General features: G+C 28.5%; 16 protein-coding genes. 6 read left to right on the top strand and 10 right to left on the bottom strand.

The window, feature by feature from the left end; genetic code table 11:
• Window positions 1-120: 120 nt before the first annotated feature.
• From Q0731_RS10060 to ahcY, 4 genes are all read right to left on the bottom strand, one after another.
• Window positions 121-588, bottom strand: a complete 468-nt coding sequence (locus tag Q0731_RS10060; protein WP_299063504.1) for a hypothetical protein — start codon at window positions 586-588, stop codon at window positions 121-123.
• Window positions 589-703: 115 nt separating this feature from the next.
• The gene (locus Q0731_RS10055) at window positions 704-1549 is read right to left on the bottom strand and encodes a DMT family transporter (protein WP_299063501.1); all 846 of its coding nucleotides are present in this window, start codon (window positions 1547-1549) and stop codon (window positions 704-706) included.
• Window positions 1550-1628: 79 nt separating this feature from the next.
• Window positions 1629-2435, bottom strand: coding sequence for a DNA/RNA non-specific endonuclease (locus Q0731_RS10050; RefSeq protein ID WP_299063498.1), 807 nt, complete (start codon window positions 2433-2435; stop codon window positions 1629-1631).
• A gap of 481 nt (window positions 2436-2916) precedes the next feature.
• Window positions 2917-4230 (bottom strand): adenosylhomocysteinase, encoded by a 1314-nt coding sequence (gene ahcY, locus Q0731_RS10045; RefSeq protein ID WP_299063495.1) that lies wholly within the window; start codon window positions 4228-4230, stop codon window positions 2917-2919.
• A gap of 62 nt (window positions 4231-4292) precedes the next feature.
• On the opposite strand from ahcY, the gene Q0731_RS10040 reads away from it, so the two are divergent.
• The 6 genes from Q0731_RS10040 (at window position 4293) to Q0731_RS10015 (ending at window position 10747) form a co-directional block, all read left to right on the top strand.
• Entirely contained in the window at window positions 4293-4919 is a 627-nt protein-coding gene (locus Q0731_RS10040) for a 4'-phosphopantetheinyl transferase superfamily protein (protein ID WP_299063492.1), read from the top strand.
• A 119-nt stretch (window positions 4920-5038) separates the two neighbouring features.
• A complete protein-coding gene (locus Q0731_RS10035; protein WP_299063489.1) occupies window positions 5039-5761 on the top strand; it encodes a geranylgeranylglyceryl/heptaprenylglyceryl phosphate synthase in 723 nt (240 codons plus the stop codon).
• Window positions 5762-5949: 188 nt separating this feature from the next.
• The gene (pnuC, locus tag Q0731_RS10030; protein WP_299063486.1) at window positions 5950-6576 is read left to right on the top strand and encodes a nicotinamide riboside transporter PnuC; all 627 of its coding nucleotides are present in this window, start codon (window positions 5950-5952) and stop codon (window positions 6574-6576) included.
• A 10-nt stretch (window positions 6577-6586) separates the two neighbouring features.
• The gene (arfB, locus tag Q0731_RS10025; RefSeq protein ID WP_299063484.1) at window positions 6587-6991 is read left to right on the top strand and encodes an alternative ribosome rescue aminoacyl-tRNA hydrolase ArfB; all 405 of its coding nucleotides are present in this window, start codon (window positions 6587-6589) and stop codon (window positions 6989-6991) included.
• 504 nt (window positions 6992-7495) lie between these two features.
• Entirely contained in the window at window positions 7496-9847 is a 2352-nt protein-coding gene (locus Q0731_RS10020) for a TonB-dependent receptor (RefSeq protein ID WP_299063482.1), read from the top strand.
• 60 nt (window positions 9848-9907) lie between these two features.
• On the top strand, window positions 9908-10747 hold the full coding sequence (locus Q0731_RS10015; protein WP_299063479.1) for an ABC transporter substrate-binding protein: 840 nt from the start codon (window positions 9908-9910) through the stop codon (window positions 10745-10747).
• Between the two features lie 93 nt (window positions 10748-10840).
• Here Q0731_RS10015 and Q0731_RS10010 read toward each other — a convergent pair whose 3' ends face one another.
• The 6 genes from Q0731_RS10010 to Q0731_RS09985 form a co-directional block, all read right to left on the bottom strand.
• A complete protein-coding gene (locus Q0731_RS10010) occupies window positions 10841-12811 on the bottom strand; it encodes a DUF3857 domain-containing protein (RefSeq protein ID WP_299063476.1) in 1971 nt (656 codons plus the stop codon).
• A 6-nt stretch (window positions 12812-12817) separates the two neighbouring features.
• Complete coding sequence (locus Q0731_RS10005; RefSeq protein WP_299063473.1) at window positions 12818-14761, bottom strand: transglutaminase domain-containing protein; 1944 nt, start codon at window positions 14759-14761, stop codon at window positions 12818-12820.
• Window positions 14730-18011 (bottom strand): tetratricopeptide repeat protein, encoded by a 3282-nt coding sequence (locus Q0731_RS10000; RefSeq protein WP_299063470.1) that lies wholly within the window; start codon window positions 18009-18011, stop codon window positions 14730-14732. The genes Q0731_RS10005 and Q0731_RS10000 overlap by 32 nt, the downstream gene beginning before the upstream one ends.
• 80 nt (window positions 18012-18091) lie before the next feature.
• Window positions 18092-18382, bottom strand: coding sequence for a heavy-metal-associated domain-containing protein (locus Q0731_RS09995; RefSeq protein ID WP_299063468.1), 291 nt, complete (start codon window positions 18380-18382; stop codon window positions 18092-18094).
• On the bottom strand, window positions 18364-18729 hold the full coding sequence (locus Q0731_RS09990) for a rhodanese-like domain-containing protein (protein WP_299063466.1): 366 nt from the start codon (window positions 18727-18729) through the stop codon (window positions 18364-18366). Before Q0731_RS09990 ends, Q0731_RS09995 begins: the two co-directional genes overlap by 19 nt.
• Before the next feature lie 4 nt (window positions 18730-18733).
• Window positions 18734-20140 carry an MBL fold metallo-hydrolase gene (locus tag Q0731_RS09985; protein WP_299063463.1) on the bottom strand — a complete coding sequence of 469 codons (1407 nt, stop codon included), beginning with the start codon at window positions 20138-20140 and terminating at the stop codon, window positions 18734-18736.
• Between the last annotated feature and the right edge of the window lie 13 nt (window positions 20141-20153).

Below are 20153 nucleotides of genomic sequence, written 5' to 3'. Positions count from 1 at the left end.
GTTTAGATAAGCCAATGTAGTTAAATACAATTGGTTTTTTGAGTAAAATAAAAACTTCTATATTTATTTACCGAAGTAAAAAATATAGAAGCTTAAATAGAAATTCGTTAAATGTAAAAGCTAAAGTTTACTTTTAGCTTTTGCTACTTTTTTATTTAATTTTTGGAACTTTTTAGCCCAAGCTATTTCATCATTTGGAGATAAATCTCCGTTCTTTTTTAACTTTGCGTGCTTTGCTTTTGCTTTTTCAAGGTTTTCGTTTGCTTTATTAAACTTTTTCTTGAAATTTTCTTGTTTCTTTAATTTCTTTTCTTCCTTTTTTAATCTCTTCTCTTCTTTCTTTTGAGCTATTAACTTTTCTTTTTCAAGCTTCTCTACTTCTTGTTTTAAAGCTAATTTTTCAAGTATTAACGCTTGTTCTTTAAAAATAGCTTCTCGTTCTGTAATTTCTAATGTTTCAGTAACATCATTTCCCTCTAAAAATATTTTCTCTTTTTTAACTTCGTACGTTTTACCATCTTTAATTACTGTTTGTGCAAGGGTAGATAATGAAAGTGATAAAAATAATAATATTATAAATTGTTTCATTTTTATTGTTTTAATTGTTTGTTATATTAGACACCTAAAGTAACAAAAAGTTACATACTTTTTTTTGGAAAAAAGTAATTTTATTGTATTAAGTAAGCTTGTAAATCACTAAAAGTTATTGTGTCTTTTTTCTCTTTAAGTAAATATTATAAAGCAACCCAAACATAATTAAAAACACGCCTAAAAGTGTCCATAAATTATACATTTCATCAAACCAAAAAGCACCAATTACAATCATAAAAACAACTTCTAAATATTTTAAAGGTACTACAATATTTGTTTCGCTAGATTGTAAAGATTTAGTCATGTATAATTGACCTACATAACCAAAAAAACCTAAACTTAATAAAAGTAACCACTCTACTAAATTAGGTGTTTTCCAATATTTTATAGACATAATTCCCCCAAAAGAAAATGCCAAAATCATAAAATAATTAATAATTACTAATGGGTTTTCAGAATCGCCAAGTTTTCTAATTACAATAAAAATAAGGCCTAAAAATAAGGCTGATAAAATTGCGAAAATTACACCCAAAGAATTTACATCTCCTCCAAAACCTTTAATAATTAAAACTCCTAAAAATGCAATTAAAAATAAAAACCACTGAATGGGTTTAATCTTTTCTTTTAAAAGAAATAATGCAAAAATTGCTGCAAAAATTGGCGATGTATATCTTAAAGAAACTGCTGTACCTAAAGAAAGGTAATTTAAAGATTGAAAAAAACAAGTTAAAGAAATAACCCCAAAAAATCCTCTTAAAAACAAGAGTTTTTTGTTATTACCAAGAATAGGAATTTTTGCCTTTACTATTAAAGGGATTACAAACAACAAAGTACCAATAGATCTAAAAAAAACAATTTGATACGCACTAAAGCCATTTAAATATTTTACAACTGCATTCATAAAAGAAAATGCAATCACACTAAAAATCATATAGAAAATTGCAGTAGAATTTTTCATGAAACTCATATTTACACTAGTTGAAGGATGAAGCTACAAAAATAAGATTAAAATAAGGAAAACTAGACTAGATTGTAACTCAAAAACTCCAGTTTTTATAACTGCTAGAACTTTCTAATTTTTCTTCTATAGAATCTTCTAATTCTTTAAAAAAATCAATTCCAGTTATTGCTTCTACCTCATCTACAGTTACTACAAATTTATACAAAGGTAATTTTGATTCTTTGTGCGGTATTAAAAAAGCCAACATTTTAATTTTACCATTGGTTTTGTCTAAAATTACTTTATAAAACCTATTAGGTACAGAAACATATTCTGATCCAATCGTTTTTAAATTATCTTCTAAAACACCACCTGTAATTACAAAAACACCATTATTTTTCTTTGCCCAATAACGTACCTTTTGTTCTAATCTGTTCCAAATACCTGCATTAAATTGATGCTCTTGTGGACTGATATTACTTGTTAAAAAAGTTTCATCGTGAGCAGATTTTGAAAAACGTCTGTCTCCTGCAGGACATAAATGCCCTTTATCATAGCCAGATTTTTTATAATTACGCCAATGTGCAGCTTTTGTTTTTACTGCATTATCAATTTCAAAATAAGGCCTTTTATGGTTTGTTCTGCTTAAATGATTTGCTTTTAACTCATAAGCAACCCATTCTGCTTGCTCGTGTTTTTCGTTATAAGACAACGAATAATTTTGATGATGCACTACTTGATTGGTTGTACTTGTAGGTAAAAAATACTCGTTTGTTGATTCTTTTAGTGTTTTGCCATTTTCAATTAAAAAACCTTCTTCTTTAGAATTTAAGAAATGTTCGTAGCCATAAACTGCTATTAAAATGATAATAGAAATTATGGAGAGTAGTTGTTTTTTTTTCAAAGTGAATTTTGTTATTTAAAATTACTTCAAAGATATGAAAGAAGTATAAACTTGAACTCAATTCCTTTTTTTATCCTGATAAGGTTTCCTTTTAACCTTATAGGGTACTTAAATGCTTTTTTAATTTTCTAACTTGCTTTAATTATAAAAACATCTTGATACTAATTTGATAAAAAATCAAATTTACTCGATGTAACAATAGGTTATTAAAACTCTAAAAGCTGCGTTAAGGATTGAAACGGCATCCTTTTTTATTTTTCATAAAAAAGATATAGTGGAAAGCCTGTTAAAACGCCCAAATAAAAAAAACTCTTCCAAAGAAACTGAAATAAATTCAGCTCAAGTGAAAGAGTTTTCTGTTTTATGAAATTTCTCATTAGTTTATCTCGAGCAAAGTCGAGAGACCTAAAAAGTCTCATTTAGAAATGACAGATAGTTTTTAATTGTTACAAATAACTAACAACCAAAAACTAACTACTATTTAGTATCTATAATGTTCTGGCTTAAATGGCCCTTCTACAGTTACACCAATATATTCTGCTTGGTCGTTACGTAATTCTGTAAGCTCTACCCCTATTTTTGCCAAGTGTAATTTTGCTACTTTTTCATCTAAGTGTTTTGGTAACATATACACATCATTTCCATACGCTTCTTTGTTGGTCCAAAGTTCTATTTGAGCCAATGTTTGGTTTGTAAATGAGTTAGACATTACAAAACTTGGGTGCCCTGTTGCACAACCTAAGTTTACCAAACGACCTTCTGCTAAAACAATAATATCTTTACCAGCAATGTTGTATTTATCTACTTGTGGTTTAATAGTATCTTTTGTATTACCATGGTTTGTGTTTAACCAAGCCATGTCAATTTCATTATCAAAATGCCCAATATTACACACAATAACTTTGTCTTTCATAGCCTCAAAATGACGCCCTTGAATAATATCTTTGTTACCTGTTGTTGTAATAATAATATCTGAATTTGCAATTACAGTTTCTAATTTTTTAACTTCAAAACCATCCATTGCAGCTTGTAACGCACAAATTGGGTCTATTTCTGTAACAGTAACAATAGAACCTGCTCCTTTAAAAGAAGCTGCTGTACCTTTACCAACATCTCCATAACCACAAACTGTAACTCTTTTACCAGCTAACATAATATCTGTTGCTCTTCTGATAGCATCTACTGCAGATTCTTTACAACCGTATTTGTTATCGAATTTAGATTTTGTAACAGAATCGTTTACATTAATTGCTGGCATTGGTAAAGTACCTGCCTTTACTCTGTCATACAATCTATGCACTCCTGTTGTAGTTTCTTCTGATAAACCATTGATGCCTGCAGCCAATTCTGGATATTTATCTAACACCATGTTGGTTAAATCTCCTCCATCATCTAAAATTAAGTTTAAAGGTTTTTTATCTTCTCCAAAAAACAAAGTTTGCTCTATACACCAGTCAAACTCTTCTTCTGTCATGTCTTTCCAAGCATACACAGCAGTACCTGCAGCAGCAATTGCAGCAGCAGCTTGATCTTGTGTAGAAAAAATATTACAAGAACTCCAAGTAACTTCTGCACCCAAAGCTTGTAAAGTTTCTATTAAAACGGCTGTTTGAATGGTCATGTGTAAACAACCTGCAATTCTTGCACCTGCTAATGGTTGAGAGTCTCCATATTCTTCTCTTAAACTCATTAATCCCGGCATTTCTGCTTCTGCCAATTCAATTTCTTTTCTTCCCCAATCTGCTAAAGAAATATCTTTAACTTTAAATGGTACGTAAGCTGTTTTTGTACTCATATTATGTATATTTATATTCTAATTTTTCGAGCTGCAAAGTTACGACATCCATTTTAAAAAGTATGCCTATTTATAAAAGTTTATCGATTGATAAAAATACAAAAGTACTCATTTGGAAAATTGAAGAATCTTTTAACGAATTAAATAAGAACATTTTACTTACTGATAAAAATCAGATTCGTTTAAATGGTATGAGATCTGAACTACACCAAAGAGGTTTTTTAAGTGTACGCCATTTGTTAAAAGAAGTTGGCTATACTGATGCAGATTTAATATATGATGAATTTGGTAAACCGCATTTAAAAGACGGAAAACACATTTCTATTACACATTCTTTTACTTTTTCTGGAATTATAATTTCTGATAACCTACCTGTTGGAATTGATATTGAGAAACAACGTGATAAAATTTTAAAAATTGCTCATAAATTTACTCCTGTAGAAGAGTATAAAACCATTGCAAATCATGATGCTTTGGTAAGTAAATTAACGATTGTTTGGGGTGCAAAAGAGAGTTTGTATAAAATTTATGGCAAGAAAAAACTGTTGTTTTTACACCATATTTATGTGGATGATTTTAGGTTTGATGACAAAAAAACTACGGGAGAAATTAGATATGAAGGAAAAACTACATCCTATAAAATTCACTTTTTAGAGTTTGATGGGTTTACTTGTACGTATGCTTATTAGTCTTCGAGAAGCTCAGACTGACATTGTTATTTTTAATTGATATTTAGATTATCGAAATTACAACTGATAAATTCGTGTTTTTTGGTGGATTTTGTGTCTAAACTTTTATTTTCGCAAACGTGAATCTCTACCAAAACATTTTACAAGCAAAAACAGCAGGCAAAAAACTGTTGGCTGTTTTAATAGATCCTGAAAAAATTGATTTAGATAATATTGTTCCTTTTTTTGATAAAGTACAGTTGTCTATTGCTACTCATATTTTTGTTGGTGGTAGTACAGATATAAATAGCCAAACAGAAAACGTTGTTATTGCTATAAAAAAAGTAACAAAACTACCCGTAATTCTTTTTCCTGGTGATGTAAAACAAATTACACAAAAAGCAGATGGAATTTTATTTTTGAGTTTGCTTTCTGGCAGAAATTCTGAATATTTAATAGAACAACAAATTAAAGCTGCTCCTTTTTTAAAAGATGCTACTTTAGAAATTTTACCTACAGGTTATATTTTAATTGATGGACAAACAGTAACAGCCACACAAAAAGTTAGCAATACAAAACCCATTGCTCAAAAAAACACAGAACTCATTTTAAACACTGCTTTAGCAGGCCAGTTTTTAGGGAAGAAATTAATTTATTTAGAAGCAGGAAGTGGTGCCAAAATACCTGTAAAAACAAATATTATTACTCTTTTAAAAGACAATTTATCAATTCCTTTAATTGTTGGTGGTGGCATTCGCACAAAAAAACAATTAGAAAATGCATTTAATGCTGGTGCAGATTTAGTGGTTATTGGTACTGCTTTTGAAAATGATGCAACTTTTTTTGATGATTTAAAAAAGTAGTTATTACAACGTTTTTATACAGTTTGTAATTTCGAACGCAGAGAGAAATCACAATCGATTGTACAAAGCTTTGTCTTGGCTTTTTGTGTGACTTCTCCTTTTTGTCGATGTAACATGCCTTTATTTTTATTAGTTTACCTCATAAGAAAAAACAGAAAACGTTACTTTTACATCATCAAACAAAACCAATGACAGATATTTTTAAGCTCTTTTTTGATCAATACAAAACTTATGAAACTTTAGATATTGTTCTAGAAATTACTGCTGTAATTTTTGGGTTTTTATCGGTTTGGTTTTCTAAAAAAAACAAAATTTGGGTTTTTCCAACAGGAATTGTTAGCACCTTAATTTTTGTGTATTTATTACTTAAATGGGGTCTTTTAGGTGATATGATGATCAATGCTTACTATTTTATAATGAGCATTTATGGCTGGTATATTTGGACACGTAAAGCCGATGAAACTGATGCTAACCCCATTTCTATAACATCTTTAAAAGAGCAAAAAATAGGTGTTTTTATATTTATAGCTACTTTGGTTTTTGTTTTTATCGTTTATAAAACCTTTGATAAATGGACTCATTGGGTTGCTTATGTAGATACACTTACAACAGCAATTTTCTTTGTAGGAATGTGGTTAATGGCAAAACGAAAAGTAGAAAACTGGTTGTTTTGGATTGTTGGAGACCTTATTTCTGTACCTTTATATTTTTACAAAGGTTTTACATTTACTAGCTTTCAATACCTTGGTTTTACTATTATTGCTATTTTTGGATACTTAGCTTGGAAAAAAAAGTATCAAAAAAGTCTCTTATAAAATTATAATTGTGGATGTAAATAATATTGTAAAAGAACTTAATTTTAAAGCCATTAGAAGTTCTGGTGCTGGAGGACAACATGTAAATAAAACATCGTCTAAAATTGAATTGACTTTTGATTTAGAAAACTCCAACGCTTTATCAGACAGAGAAAAAGAACTTTTAAAAGGCAAACTTTCATCAAAATTAACCAAAGAAAATATATTGATTTTATTTTGTGAGGAAACACGCTCACAACACAAAAACAAAGAATTAGCTATTAAACGTTTTTTAAGTTTGATAAAAACAAACCTAATTCGTCCTAAAAAAAGAACACCTACAAAACCAAGTAGAAGTTCAATTAAAAAAAATGCAGAAAATAAAATTAGAAATTCTGTAAAAAAAACACTTAGAAAAAAACCAAGGTTAGACTAACATCTAAAAGTTAGCAAACAAGTTTAGCCGCGATTGAAGCCTTTCGACCACGCTCAAGGTAAACTAATGTTTGAGCTCTTTTTTGTTTTTCACAAAAAAAGCGAGTGCTGAAAGCGTGAAATAGCTTCTAAAAAAAATTCACTTTTTTATTTCACAGTAAAAAAATCCATCTTAATTTTGCAGCGTTCTCATAAAGGGGTGCTGTTATCAGTATTCAGTAATCAGTATTCAGTAATCAGTTTTACACTGTTAACTGTTAAACTTTTAACTGTTCACTGAAAATCGGCTGAGATCATACCCAATGAACCTAGAACAGATAATGCTGTTTAGGGAGGCAATAATTGCCATTTTGTAAAACATGTTTTGCAAATAAGAACCGATGGAAGTAATCTCTATTTTTAAAATAGATTTTTCATCATTCTTAATTTGTAAAACAAACACTAATTATTCAATATTAACATCAAGAATAATTACCTCTTTTTATTCGTTTTAAATTTTTTTAAAATGAAAAAAATTACACTTTTTTTATTCTTGTTTGCAAGTATACTTGTAAACGCCCAACAATTTACACTTTCTGGAAAAGTTGTAGATGAAAACAATGAATCTTTACCTGGAGCAACTATTCTGGTTAAAAAAAGTAACAAAGGAACCTCTTCTGACTTAAATGGAGAGTTTAAATTACAGCTTATAAAAGGTGAGTATCTTGTTGAAGTTCGTTTTATTGGTTACAAAACAAGTATCCAAAAAGTGAACATTATTGATAAAGATGTAACACTAAACTTTGTGTTAAGATCTAATGAAAATGTTTTAGAGGAAGTACTCGTTTCTGCAGTTCGTGTAAATGCAGATGTACCTGTAACATTTTCTAATTTGTCTAAAAAAGAAATTGCAAAACGTAATCTAGGACAAGACATTCCTATTTTAATGAATTATTTACCAAACGTAGTTTCATCATCAGATGCTGGTGCAGGAATTGGTTATACCTATATGAATGTACGTGGTTCTAATTCTGAGAGAATTAATGTTACTGTAAATGGAATACCTTATAACGATGCAGAAAGTCAAGGTACTTTTTGGGTAAATTTAGGCGATTTTGCTTCTTCTACAGAGAATTTACAATTGCAACGTGGTGTTGGTACTTCAACAAATGGTTCTGGTGCTTTTGGTGCAAGTTTAAACATTTTAACAGATGCTAATTCTGAGGAAGCCTTTGGAGAAATTTCTAATTCTTTTGGTTCTTTTAATACAAGAAAACATACTGTAAAGTTTAGCACAGGAAAATTAAATGAGCACATAGAAATTTCTGGACGTTTATCTAATATTTCTACTGATGGTTATATAGATAGAGCTTTTGTAGATTTAAAATCGTATTATTTACAAGGAAGTTATACCGATGAAAACACCTTAATAAAAGCGATTTCTTTTGGTGGAAAAGAACAAACCTATCAAGCTTGGTTTGGTTTAACTGCAGACCAATTAGCTACAGATAGAAGACAAAACCCATATACTTATGATAATGAAACAGATAATTACGAGCAAAACCATTATCAATTGCATTGGAATGAAAAAATAACCGATAATTGGTCTACAAACTTAGCGTTGAATTACACAAAAGGTTCAGGATATTTTGAGCAATTTAAAGATGAAGAAGATGCAGCAGATTTTAATAATTTAATTGAAGATGGAAGTGATGTTATTGTAAGACGTTGGTTAGATAATGATTTTTTTGTAGTAAACTACAATACAAATTACAAAACAGAAGAGCTAAATTTAATTACTGGAATTTCTTATTCTAACTATACAGGAGATCATTTTGGTGAAGTTATTTGGGGTGAAAATTTAGCACCAAACACCAATATTAGAGATCATTATTATTTTTCTGACGCTACTAAAACTGACTTTTCAATTTTTACAAAAGCAAATTTTAAAATTGATGAAAAACTATCTGGTTATATAGATTTACAAGGTAGGTTTGTAACATATCAAACAAAAGGAATTACCAATGATATTATACCAATAGATGTAGATGCAAATTTTAATTTCTTTAACCCAAAGTTTGGTTTAACTTATAAAATAAATAGTGAAAATAGATTGTATACTTCTTTTGCTGTTGCCAATAGAGAACCTAATAGAAATGATTTTGAAAACGGCGTTGATACACCAGAAAACTTAAATGATTTTGAGTTTGGCTGGCGTTTAGATAAAGAAAACGTAAAATTAAACACCAACATGTATTTTATGGACTACAAAAATCAACTGGTTTTAACAGGTGATATAGATGATGTTGGTCAAGCAGTTAGAGCAACTTCTGGAAGTAGTTACCGATTAGGTCTAGAAATTGATGCAGATATTCGTTTTGGTAATCAGTTTTCGATAAGACCAAATATAGCTTTTAGTACCAATAAAAACAGAGATTTCTTTATTAAAAGAGATGGTAATGAAAACCCTGTATCTTTAGGAAGTACAGATTTATCTTTTTCGCCAGATGTAGTTATTGGAAATATTTTTACCTATATGCCAGTAGAAAATTTTCAGTTTTCTTTTTTGTCTAAATATGTTGGGCAACAATTTATGAGTAATTTTAGTAGTGCAATTTCAGACAATGACGTATTAGATAGTTTCTTTACGTCAGACATTAATATTGTGTATGAAATACAACCAAAATCTATTTTTAAATCGATTACTTTTACAGCGTTGATAAATAATATTTTTGATGTAGAATATGTTGACAGAGGTTATTATTTTACGTTTGATGATAATTGGTCTCAACCAAATGTTACAACTACAGTTGATGGAGCAGGCTTTTATCCTCAAGCAACCAGAAACTTTTTGTTAGGTGCAACTTTACGCTTTTAAAATAAGTTATCATGAAAACATTAAAACTAGCCTTAGATTGGACACCAAACATTAATCATATTGGGTTTTTATGCGGATGAAAATATCGATTTAGAAATTTTAAATCCTTTAGACGATAACTATGCTGTAACGCCTGGCAAAAAATTAGAGTTAGATATTACAGATTTTTATATTGCTCCGTTTGAAACTGTTATTAGTTTAAATAACAAGGCAAATAAAGTAGATGCTATTGCTATTTATGCCATTTTACAAGAAGATTTAAGTAGTATTGCCTCTTTAAAATCTAATAATTTAACCAATCCTAAACAATTAGATGGTAAAATTTATGCTTCTTACAAAGCTCGTTATGAAGATAAAATTGTACAAGAATTGGTAAAAAATGATGGTGGAAAAGGTGATTTTAAAATCAGTTACCCAGAAAAATTAGGTATTTGGAATACCTTATTGGAAGGTAAAGCAGATGCCACTTTGATTTTTAACAATTGGGAAGGTGTAGAAGCCAATGATAAAACCATTGCTTTAAACACATGGAAGCTAAAAGATAGTGGTATTCCTTATGGATATTCGCCAATTGTAATTGCTAAAAATAAAAATATAGCAAATTTTAAAACTGACTATGCTAATTTTGTGAATGCAACTAAAAAAGGCTACCTATATGCTGTAGAAAATGAAGCAGAAGCTGTTGCTATTTTACAGAAAAACATAACTGAATACGACCAAAAAAACATCAATATTACCAAAGCATTACAAGCAACAAAAATGCATTTTGGTACTGCTGATACTTGTGGTTTTATGAAAGATAAAAAGGTACAGCTGTTTTTAGAATGGTTGGTAGAAAAAGGGTTAGAAAATAGCAAAATTCTAAATCAAGACCTTTACACAAACGTGCTTTTAGAGTAAAAAAATAGTTTTAAAAAGATACATTTCTTATTAAATTAAATATCCCAAGTTTTTGCTTGGGATATTTTTTTGAATTGAAATTACTAAAACTTCTTATTCTGGCTCAATTAATAGCACTATCTTATTAAAATCTGCAGCACTATTAATTACAGTTCTATACTCTTCATATAGATGCACAGGAACAATATTTTCTCTATAATGTTCATCTGCAGTAACTGTTAAAGTGTTTCCTTCTAACTTGTAAAAAGACTTGAATGAAAACAATTCTTTTTCGTTTTCTATGTATGAATTATCTATATTAATATCGTCTAAATTGCTAATTTTATAACCTTCTGGTATGTTTACTGTTAAGGTTCTAAAATAACTTCTATGAAATTGCTCCTCTAAAGGCAATACTCTTTCCTTTTCTTGATATAATTGTATTTGAGGACCAATTAAATCGCCTAACTTAAATAGATACTTTCTTCCTGCTTTTTCTACAAAAGCTTCTGTTGTAAAATCTACTATAAATTGCATCGGTTTTACACCAAACAATTCAGATTCTCCATTTACTATTTTTCGATCTGTAATTTTTAACTCTTTTGTAATGTTTTGTACAAAATTTTCTACCAATTCTTCTCTTTTTTCTCCTTTTATCAAATGCATAAAAGGTTGAATATTCATGGCATAATATCCGCTGAAAGCTCTATCGAAATGAATGTTATTTTCTGTTAAGTTTTCTTCGTTAAAAGAAATGTTCACATTCATAACATCAACAATTTCTTTGGCTTTTACAGGTTCTATATATTTAATTTTGCCAACGGCAGATTTATAATCTCCAATAGCAACTTCTTTTATAAAGAGTCCATAATTATCCATCACATAAGGCATTGGAAAACCAAATCTTGTACCTGATGCATTTGGAGATAAGTACTTTTCTGACTCTGGGAAATACAGTAAATAATCAGTTAAAAAATTAGTAGCTTCAAACTCTTTATCAAACTTTAGCTCTTTTCTGTTGGTAGTTAAAACAAGTTCATGTGCTATATTTAAAGTTCTTAAAACAGCAATATAAAGTTTTATAATACCTGTATCATTGGCCACTTTTTTGGTTAAAATTGCATCTAAATCTTGTAATTCTTCATTGTAAACATCTTGAGAAAACACATTTATTTTAATATAATAATCTAATTTTCTAACAATACTTTCATCATCTGCATTTTCTGGTATTTCTAATTCTTTAATAAAATTACTAATTAACTCTTGAGTTTTTTTAGAATAATCTACATAATATCGCTTATACAAGTTCTGTGAAACATTCTTGTAAGAAATCATATCTTCACCATTACCAGCAGTATTTTTATCCATTTTATAAACAATACAAGCTCTAGCTGCATTGTAAGGTGCTTGGTATTCAGGTTCTAGTTTTTCAACGTTATTTACATGTAATTTATAATGTAATTTTTGTGTTGTTAAGGTATCTCTTTCAACTTCTGGCAAATTATTAAGGCTCTTAAATTTAAAAAGTAAATTACTTGGCGAAAATAAATCGAATTCTACTTTATCTTTATGGTAAGCATCTTGAATGTTGAATTTTCTTCCGGTGTAATTTGGGGGTCTTTTTACAACATACATATATTCTATAAAACTACCTTTTGTAATACCTTCTAAGGCAAAATATTTGTATTTTCTGCCAGATTCTTCATCTTCTGCAGTTAGTATCTTAGACTTATCTAAATTGATTAATTTACCTTCTGGAGTAATTACTCTTGCTTTGTTTACTTGTAATTTATCTCTTGATGAAAAAGGTAAATAAATTTTATTGTAGCCTTCTATTGCATCATCAGAATTTAGCCATAAAACTTTATGTTCTAAGTAAAATTCTACCAAATCTTTTTTATCAAAATAAAACTCTGTAACGGTTTTTTCTTTTACAGCAATCATATCTTCTGTGCTTTGTTTTTCAACAGAATAATTTGGCGTTTCTTCCCAATCATAACTTTCAAAATAAGGGTCTTCTTGTGCTATTCCAATTTGAAAAGCCAATAACAGGGCAAATAATAAGCTAATTTTAATTTTCATCATCTGTATTTATTCTTTTTTTAAAACTACAATTTCTTTATAATTTCTTTCAATTTTATCAATCAATTTATTTACTTCTTTTTGCTGTGTAACACTTAAAACTAAGAAGTTTAGTTCAATAGTTTGATTGTAAATTACTTTATTTCCTTCTAATTGGTAGGTAATTTCACAAGTTAATAAATCATTGGTTACTTTTATATTTTCTGGAGAATAATCTACTTTATAACCTGTAGGAATTTCTAATGATGTTGTATTTTTAAAATATTGTTTATAATCATATTCTATATCGTTTTCACGTTTTTCATCTGTTTTATAATATGATAAATCTTTGTTTAAGTTTAGGTTGATGTAAATTTCATCTCCCAAACTTTTAGCATAATTTTTAATTTCGAAATCATAATCTACTATAAAATCATCATCATAATGATATTTATTGGTTTCTTTAAAATTATTGACTAAAAACTTATTGTTTCCTTTTTCAAACATGCTGTTGTAAAACTCTTTCAATTTTGTTTGATTTTTTAAGTTTTCTAAATCATGAAAAACATCAATTTTAGGATATCCAGAAATACTTGTTTTTGAAGTTCCCAAAACACTACCATTTTCAATTTTGATGTTTGTAATATCTATTAATGCATTTTCTTTAGCAGCGATAACAGGCACTTTTTTAACCTTAAAATCTTTTCCATAAGAAACCAATGCTTCTTTCCCTTGTATAAAAGGAGTCGGAATTCCGAATTTTATATACCTACCTGTAGCGTCTAAATAATAGGTTCTTCCCTCATTTTCATAAGAAAGAATCATGTGATTATCTACAACAGGTGTTGGTACTTCTTCATACGTATAAGGTATTTTTCTAGTACCAATCCATGTTAAATTGCCTTTTACACCTGCAATTTCTAACATTCTATACAAAATGCTGGAATTATCTTTACAATCTCCATATTTTTTTCTAAAAACATCGTTCGATTCTCTGGGTATAAAACCTCCTAAAGCATACTCAAAAGCAATGTATTTTATGTTTTTTTGAGTCCAGTAGTAAATCGCTTTTACTTTTTCTAAATCGGTTTTTTTATCAGCAGTAATTTCTTTAACTAAAGCCACTAATTCTGGATCAGGTTTCTCAATATTAACTCCTTTTACCAAAGAATAATACCAATTGTATAAATCAGAAACTTCACCCAATACGTTTTTGGTTTCCTTTTTTATTTTATAAGATTTTATAATGGGAATAATATGAGGCACAACTGTTTTAAAACTGGGCGAATTAGACTCAAATTTATAGGCTTCTTGATTTGTAAGTAACCAAGTATAAATTGTTTTTTTTCGTTTTTCTTCTTTTGTGAATTTTATTTTATCTTCAGAAATATTAAATTTTCTAAATTCTAAATCCACCTCTTTATCAGCAATTATTGTGATCTTATTTTGTTTTACAGGATAGTAATCCCCAAAATAAAAAGGCATTAAAAAACGCGGATTTTTAATTTTTTGTGAATATTTTAATGCTGATTTTGATCCTTTTCTTAAATTAGGATATACAAAGTTTAACGTTTTTGTATCATCGTAAAAAGAAGTATTTAATTCATCTTTTTCTGTAAATTTTTCTACAGCTGATTTTACATACGTATTGTTTTCAAAAGAATAAGAAGATGCTTCTATTTGATCTAATTCAAAAAAGGCAGAAAAACTTAATCTATCTTTAGAGTTATAGGTTGCAGATTCATTTAAATACAAGTCTTCTTGCATAAATTCTTGATGAATTTCTAAACCTTCCTTACCAATTTCTATAGTAATAATAGTTTCTTCTAACAAACGAATTCTTGGCTCTTCTGGGTGCAGTTTACTATACTTTAAAAACTCAGGTGAGTACTGAGCTTGTAAACTAGTTACTATAAAAAGTAAAAACGCAAATAAACCTGATTTATAAATTTTTAACATTGTATAATGCTCCATTAAAATATTCTTTTTCTTTTGTTAATTTGCCTAATTCATTGTATAAATAAGACATTCCATTTGCTTCGTTATTCAAAAAAGTTTTTTCTTCTTTCTTGTTTCCATTTTCAAAATAAATAATCATTTTTCCGTTTTTTTCTCCATATTTATAGATGGTTTCCTCTTTTAAATTTCCATTTAAATAATACTTTTTTACAGTACCATGATATTTACCATTTAAGTAAGGAGTTTCAGTTTCTAAATTTCCATTATAAGAATAAGATTTAAAAGTATTTATAAGATTACCAAATTGATACTCCATAATAACAGATGGATTTCCGTTTTCAAAAAATGCGTTAATTTTTCCTGTTTCTTTATCAAAAGGAATCATATCAATTTCTGTTCCGTTTTTATCTAAATAGCTGTATCCAATAATTTTTCCATGATTGTAAAAACGAATCAATTGTGTTTTTCCTATTTCATCAAAAATTATTCTTCTTCCATGTTTTTTACCTTGGTAATAATTTATTTCTGCAGATTTAACACCTGTTTTATAAAATACCAAACTTGTACCTGTTTCTAAATCGTTTTCAAAATTATAATCTCCTTCTATGCTTCCGTTTTTGGCATAGTTTAGTACTTTTCCTTCTATGTTTCCGTTTATATAATTAGTTGTACTCTCAATATTTCCATTATCATAATACCAAGTCCAAAGTCCGTTTTGAGAACCATTATTATAACTTCCTACCATTTTTTTATTGCCATTAAAATAGAAAAGTTCATAAAGCCCATGTTTTACTTCATTAACATAAGAAATATTGGTTTTTATAGTTCCGTTATAATGTTTTAATACTAAATTATATTGGTTTTCTTTAGAGACATAATCTATTTTCTCGAACATTCGTTCATCCTTTTTAAAAATTTCTTCGGATATTAAATCATCATATTTATAGTTTGATGTAGATGCTAAATCACCATTTACACTGTAATATTTTTGAGTTCCATGTAGCTTTCCTTTGTGAAAAAAGTTAATAGCACTTAATGTTCCATCTAAAAAATAATATCTCCATTCACCATGTTGATTTCCGTTTTTATACCAACCCTGTGTTCTCATTTGATTATTGATATGATTTGCTTTATAATAACCATCTGCTTTTCCATCTTTATAAGCTGTAATATTCTCTATTTCTCCGTTTTTAAAATACGTAAAATAAGCACCTATTATTTTATTTTCTTTGTAATTTCCTTTGTTTTGTAATACTCCATTATCTGTATAAAACTTCCATTCGCCTGTTTTTCCTCCAGAAATATCATACAATCCTTCAGATGTTTTATGACCTTTTGGAGAGAAACCTTCATAATAAAATTCACCACTTTTCTTTTTTCCTTTTTTTAAAATAGCACCCTCTTTATTATAAAAAGTAAACGCAATTATTTCTCCTTTTCTGTATACATATTCATAATAGAGTTTGCCATCAGTATCATAAAATTTATATAAATCGTCTAAACTTCCATTTTTATAATTAAATTCACTTTGAAGGGCACCATCATCATAAAAAAGTTTCCAAGGACCGTTATAAAAACCATCTAAACTTTGCCCTACTTCATTTGGTTTTCCATTAAAATGATAAGATTTGTAAGTTCCATTTAACTTACCATCTGCAAAATTAGCTTCAGAAGAAATATTTTTATTATGATGGTAAGTAGTTACAACGCCTGTTTTTTTACCAGCTATATAAAAGGATTTTTGATACAAGTTACCATTTGCATAATACTCTAAAGCATCACCTTCTATTTTGCCATCTTTATATGGAATCTCAAATTCAACAATTTTTTCTCCTACCTTAAAGTACGATTTGTAAATACCATTTAAAATACCCGTTTTAAAATACTTTCTTTGTTCTAGAGCTCCTTTTTTACTATAATATTCGTATTTACCATTTAAAGAATCATTTTTATAAGATGTCTCTAACTGCTTTTTACCATTATTATAATACATTAAATTTTGCCCTTCTAAAGCTCCGTTTTTATAAAAAGCGGTTTCTTTAATAGTATTTGGAGATGAATACCAAGTCCATTTACCATGTCTCTTACCAGAATTATTAAAATTTCCATTAGCAATTAAGCGACCAGATTCATTATAAAATTGCCAAAACCCAATTGATTTTCCATTCTCTTTTTTTCCAATAGCATCTACATAACCATCTGTATATTCATATACTACATCTTGCTGTTTGCCATTAAAAATAACGTTGTTATTTGCCACTTTGCTGGCCCATTTTGTTTTTAATTCATCTAAAAAAGCAATGATATTCTCTGTATTTTTTTCAATAATATTTTTGTAATCTTTATTCTCTATAGAATAAGTTAAGGTGTATACAAAATCATCAAATTTATTATTATTGGCAATCCATTTGTAAAAAGATAGATACGTTTTATCCCAATACCCACCATTTCCATTAAAGCTTTTTAACTGAGTAATCATTGCATGATTTTGTTTTACCAAAGCAACATTTATAGGATTGTTTGTTTTATAATCTTCATTAAGAGCTATTTTACTAGACAATATCAAATCTATTTCTTCAAAAGTATCATCTTGATCATCTAATTGAATATTTACATCTTTTTTATTCGCATTTTTTGCCTGAGCAACATTATTTAAAGATTCTAAAACAGCAAAAGCTCCATCTGCATCTGGCTCTAAAAGTAAATACATATTAAAACACATTAACGCTTGGGTAAAACGTTCTTGTTTATAATAAATATTACCAATTCGTAAATGAGGTTTTGTATAGGTTGGACTAAAAGAAATTGCTTGCTTATAAGCAGCAATTGCTTTATTTAACTTGCCTTGTGTTTCTAAAATATAGCCTTTATTATACCACAATAAATAATTTTTAGGATACAATTGTAAACCTTCACTATAGTTTTCTAACGCTTCTTTTTCTTTTTTAAGATTGATCAATGCAATACCTTTATTCACATAAAAGTTTGCTTTAGAATGTTTTACAGAACTATCAATACCTTCATTAGCAACATTTATTGCTTCTTGATACTTTTCTGAATTTAGAAGATAATACGATTTTGAAGTTAATAAAGAAAAGTAAGTAGAATCGTTTTTACTAATGGTATTAATAAGAGCTAATATGTTCTCATCATTTTCTTCTGTTGCTATTTTTTCTACAACATCATCATAATCAATAAAAGGTATTTTATCTTGGGAAAAACTAAAATTAGCCACAAAAAGGAGTACACAGAGTATTTTTTTCATTAAACTAAATTAATAAAAAGAGCCTACAAAAACTATGCTTTTTAAGTTTTTGTAGGCTCTTTAAAATGTTTGTTATTTTTTTAAGAATCTAACCTTCCAACAGCACAACTAACAAATGATTTTGCTTTGTGTAAAACCGTATTTTTATCACCTACCTCTGGGTAGCCTAATTTAGATAATTTTGCTTTAATTTCTTCAATATTTGCTTTTTCTGATGCAATAGATACAATAGATTTCTCAATATTTATTGCTACATCTTTTACACCTTCTAAAGCTAATATTCCTTTTTTTATAGTGGCAGCACAACCACCACATTTTAAATTTTCTATTTGTATATCTGTGTTCATCATTTCTAATTTTCTTTTTTCCATTTATTGTATCCGCCTAAAACATTGTAAACATTATACCCTTTTTCTTTTAGTACTCTACAAGCCTTTGTGCTTCTATTACCACTTCTACAAACTATATAAACAGGTTTGCTTTTATCTAGTTTGTTTACTGCTTTTTCTGTAAAATCTTCATCAAAAAAATTTACAAAAAGAGCACTTTCTATACTTCCTTTTTTTATTTCTTTTGGTGTTCTAACATCTACTAATTGAATTGTTTCTTTCTCTAATAAAACCTTTAATTCTTTGGTTGAAACTGTTTTAATATCTTCTTGAGAATTACAATTGATAAAAAACAAACTCATCAAAAAAATAAATATAACTTTTTTCATTTTTTTATTTTAAAGTTGATGGACAAACAGCTGCTGTTCTTTCAATTTCAGTATTTCTAATAGCAGCATAACCTCCTGCAACATCAATTACATTATGAATTCCTCTTGCTTTTAAGATGGACGCAGCAATTACAGAACGATAACCACCACCACAATGCACATAAAAATCTTCTTTTTTTGGGAAATCAGTAATATGATCGTTTAAAAAATCTAATGGGGTACTTTTTGCAACAACAATATGTTCACTAGTAAATTCTCCTGGTTTTCTTACATCAAAAATAGGTGCATTTTTTTTGATTTTAGCCTCTAAAACATCCGCAGAAACAGAAATTAAAGTATCAATTTCTTTTCCTGCTTTTTTCCAAGCCTCAAAACTGCCATCTAAGTAGCCTAAAACATTATCAAAACCAACTCTAGACAAACGTGTAATGGTATCTTCTTCTCTACCTTCTGGAGTTACTAGTAATATAGGTTGTTGAATATCTTTTATCAAAGCACCAACCCAAGGAGCAAAACCACCATCAATACCAATAAAAATAGATTGTGGTATAAATCCTTCTACAAACTCTGTTTGATGACGAACATCTAAAATAACAGCACTCGTTTCATTTGCAATCAACTCAAAATCTTTAACAGATAATGGTTTTTCGCTATTTTTAATTACATCATCTATACTTTGATATCCTTCTTTATTCAGTTTTACATTTAAAGGGAAATAAGCTGGAGGAGGTAACAAACCATCGGTAACTTCTTTTACAAATTCTGCTTTTGTCATATCTGCTCTTAAAGCATAATTGGTTTCTTTTTGATTGCCAATGGTACCCACTGTTTCTTTGCTTAAATTTTTACCACAAGCAGAACCAGCTCCATGAGCTGGATATACAATAACATCATCAGCCAACGTCATTACTTTTGTACGCAAACTATCGTATAAAAAACCAGCCAAATCTGCTTCTGTAACATCACTTTTTTGTGCTAAATCTGGTCTACCAACATCACCTAAAAACAAGGTATCTCCACTAAAAAGTGCATGGTCTTTTCCGTTTTTATCCTTCAATAAAAAACAAGAACTCTCCATTGTATGACCTGGAGTGTGTAACACTGTAATTGTAATTTCGCCTAATTGAAATACTTGGTTATCTTCTGCTACAATTACATCAAAATCAGTTTTAGCAGTTGGCCCAAATACAATTTTAGCACCCGTTTTTTCAGCCAAAGTTACATGACCACTCACAAAATCTGCATGAAAATGCGTTTCAAAAATATATTTAATTTTCGCATTATTTTTGTTTGCACTATCAATATAATCTTGTACTTCTCTTAATGGATCTATAATAGCAACTTCGCCATTACTTTCTATATAATAAGCTCCTTGAGCCAAACATCCTGTATATATTTGTTGTATAATCATGTTTATGTTATTT

The organism is uncultured Polaribacter sp. (genome assembly GCF_947497695.1).
Classification (GTDB): Bacteria; Bacteroidota; Bacteroidia; order Flavobacteriales; family Flavobacteriaceae; genus Polaribacter.
Note: the sequence above shows the minus strand (reverse complement) of the source record. Positions and strands in the feature narration are given on the sequence as shown.

What these genes read in the sequence shown, in the direction of transcription:
- Q0731_RS09995 (WP_299063468.1), bottom strand. Translation starts at nt 18,382, where the DNA reads ATGGAAAAAAGAAAATTAGAAATGATGAACACAGATATACAAATAGAA.
- Q0731_RS09990 (WP_299063466.1), bottom strand. Translation starts at nt 18,729, where the DNA reads ATGAAAAAAGTTATATTTATTTTTTTGATGAGTTTGTTTTTTATCAAT.
- pnuC (WP_299063486.1), top strand. Translation starts at nt 5,950, where the DNA reads ATGACAGATATTTTTAAGCTCTTTTTTGATCAATACAAAACTTATGAA.
- Q0731_RS10060 (WP_299063504.1), bottom strand. Translation starts at nt 588, where the DNA reads ATGAAACAATTTATAATATTATTATTTTTATCACTTTCATTATCTACC.
- Q0731_RS10020 (WP_299063482.1), top strand. Translation starts at nt 7,496, where the DNA reads ATGAAAAAAATTACACTTTTTTTATTCTTGTTTGCAAGTATACTTGTA.
- Q0731_RS10010 (WP_299063476.1), bottom strand. Translation starts at nt 12,811, where the DNA reads ATGATGAAAATTAAAATTAGCTTATTATTTGCCCTGTTATTGGCTTTT.
- Q0731_RS09985 (WP_299063463.1), bottom strand. Translation starts at nt 20,140, where the DNA reads ATGATTATACAACAAATATATACAGGATGTTTGGCTCAAGGAGCTTAT.
- Q0731_RS10005 (WP_299063473.1), bottom strand. Translation starts at nt 14,761, where the DNA reads ATGGAGCATTATACAATGTTAAAAATTTATAAATCAGGTTTATTTGCG.
- ahcY (WP_299063495.1), bottom strand. Translation starts at nt 4,230, where the DNA reads ATGAGTACAAAAACAGCTTACGTACCATTTAAAGTTAAAGATATTTCT.
- Q0731_RS10000 (WP_299063470.1), bottom strand. Translation starts at nt 18,011, where the DNA reads ATGAAAAAAATACTCTGTGTACTCCTTTTTGTGGCTAATTTTAGTTTT.
- Q0731_RS10055 (WP_299063501.1), bottom strand. Translation starts at nt 1,549, where the DNA reads ATGAAAAATTCTACTGCAATTTTCTATATGATTTTTAGTGTGATTGCA.
- Q0731_RS10040 (WP_299063492.1), top strand. Translation starts at nt 4,293, where the DNA reads ATGCCTATTTATAAAAGTTTATCGATTGATAAAAATACAAAAGTACTC.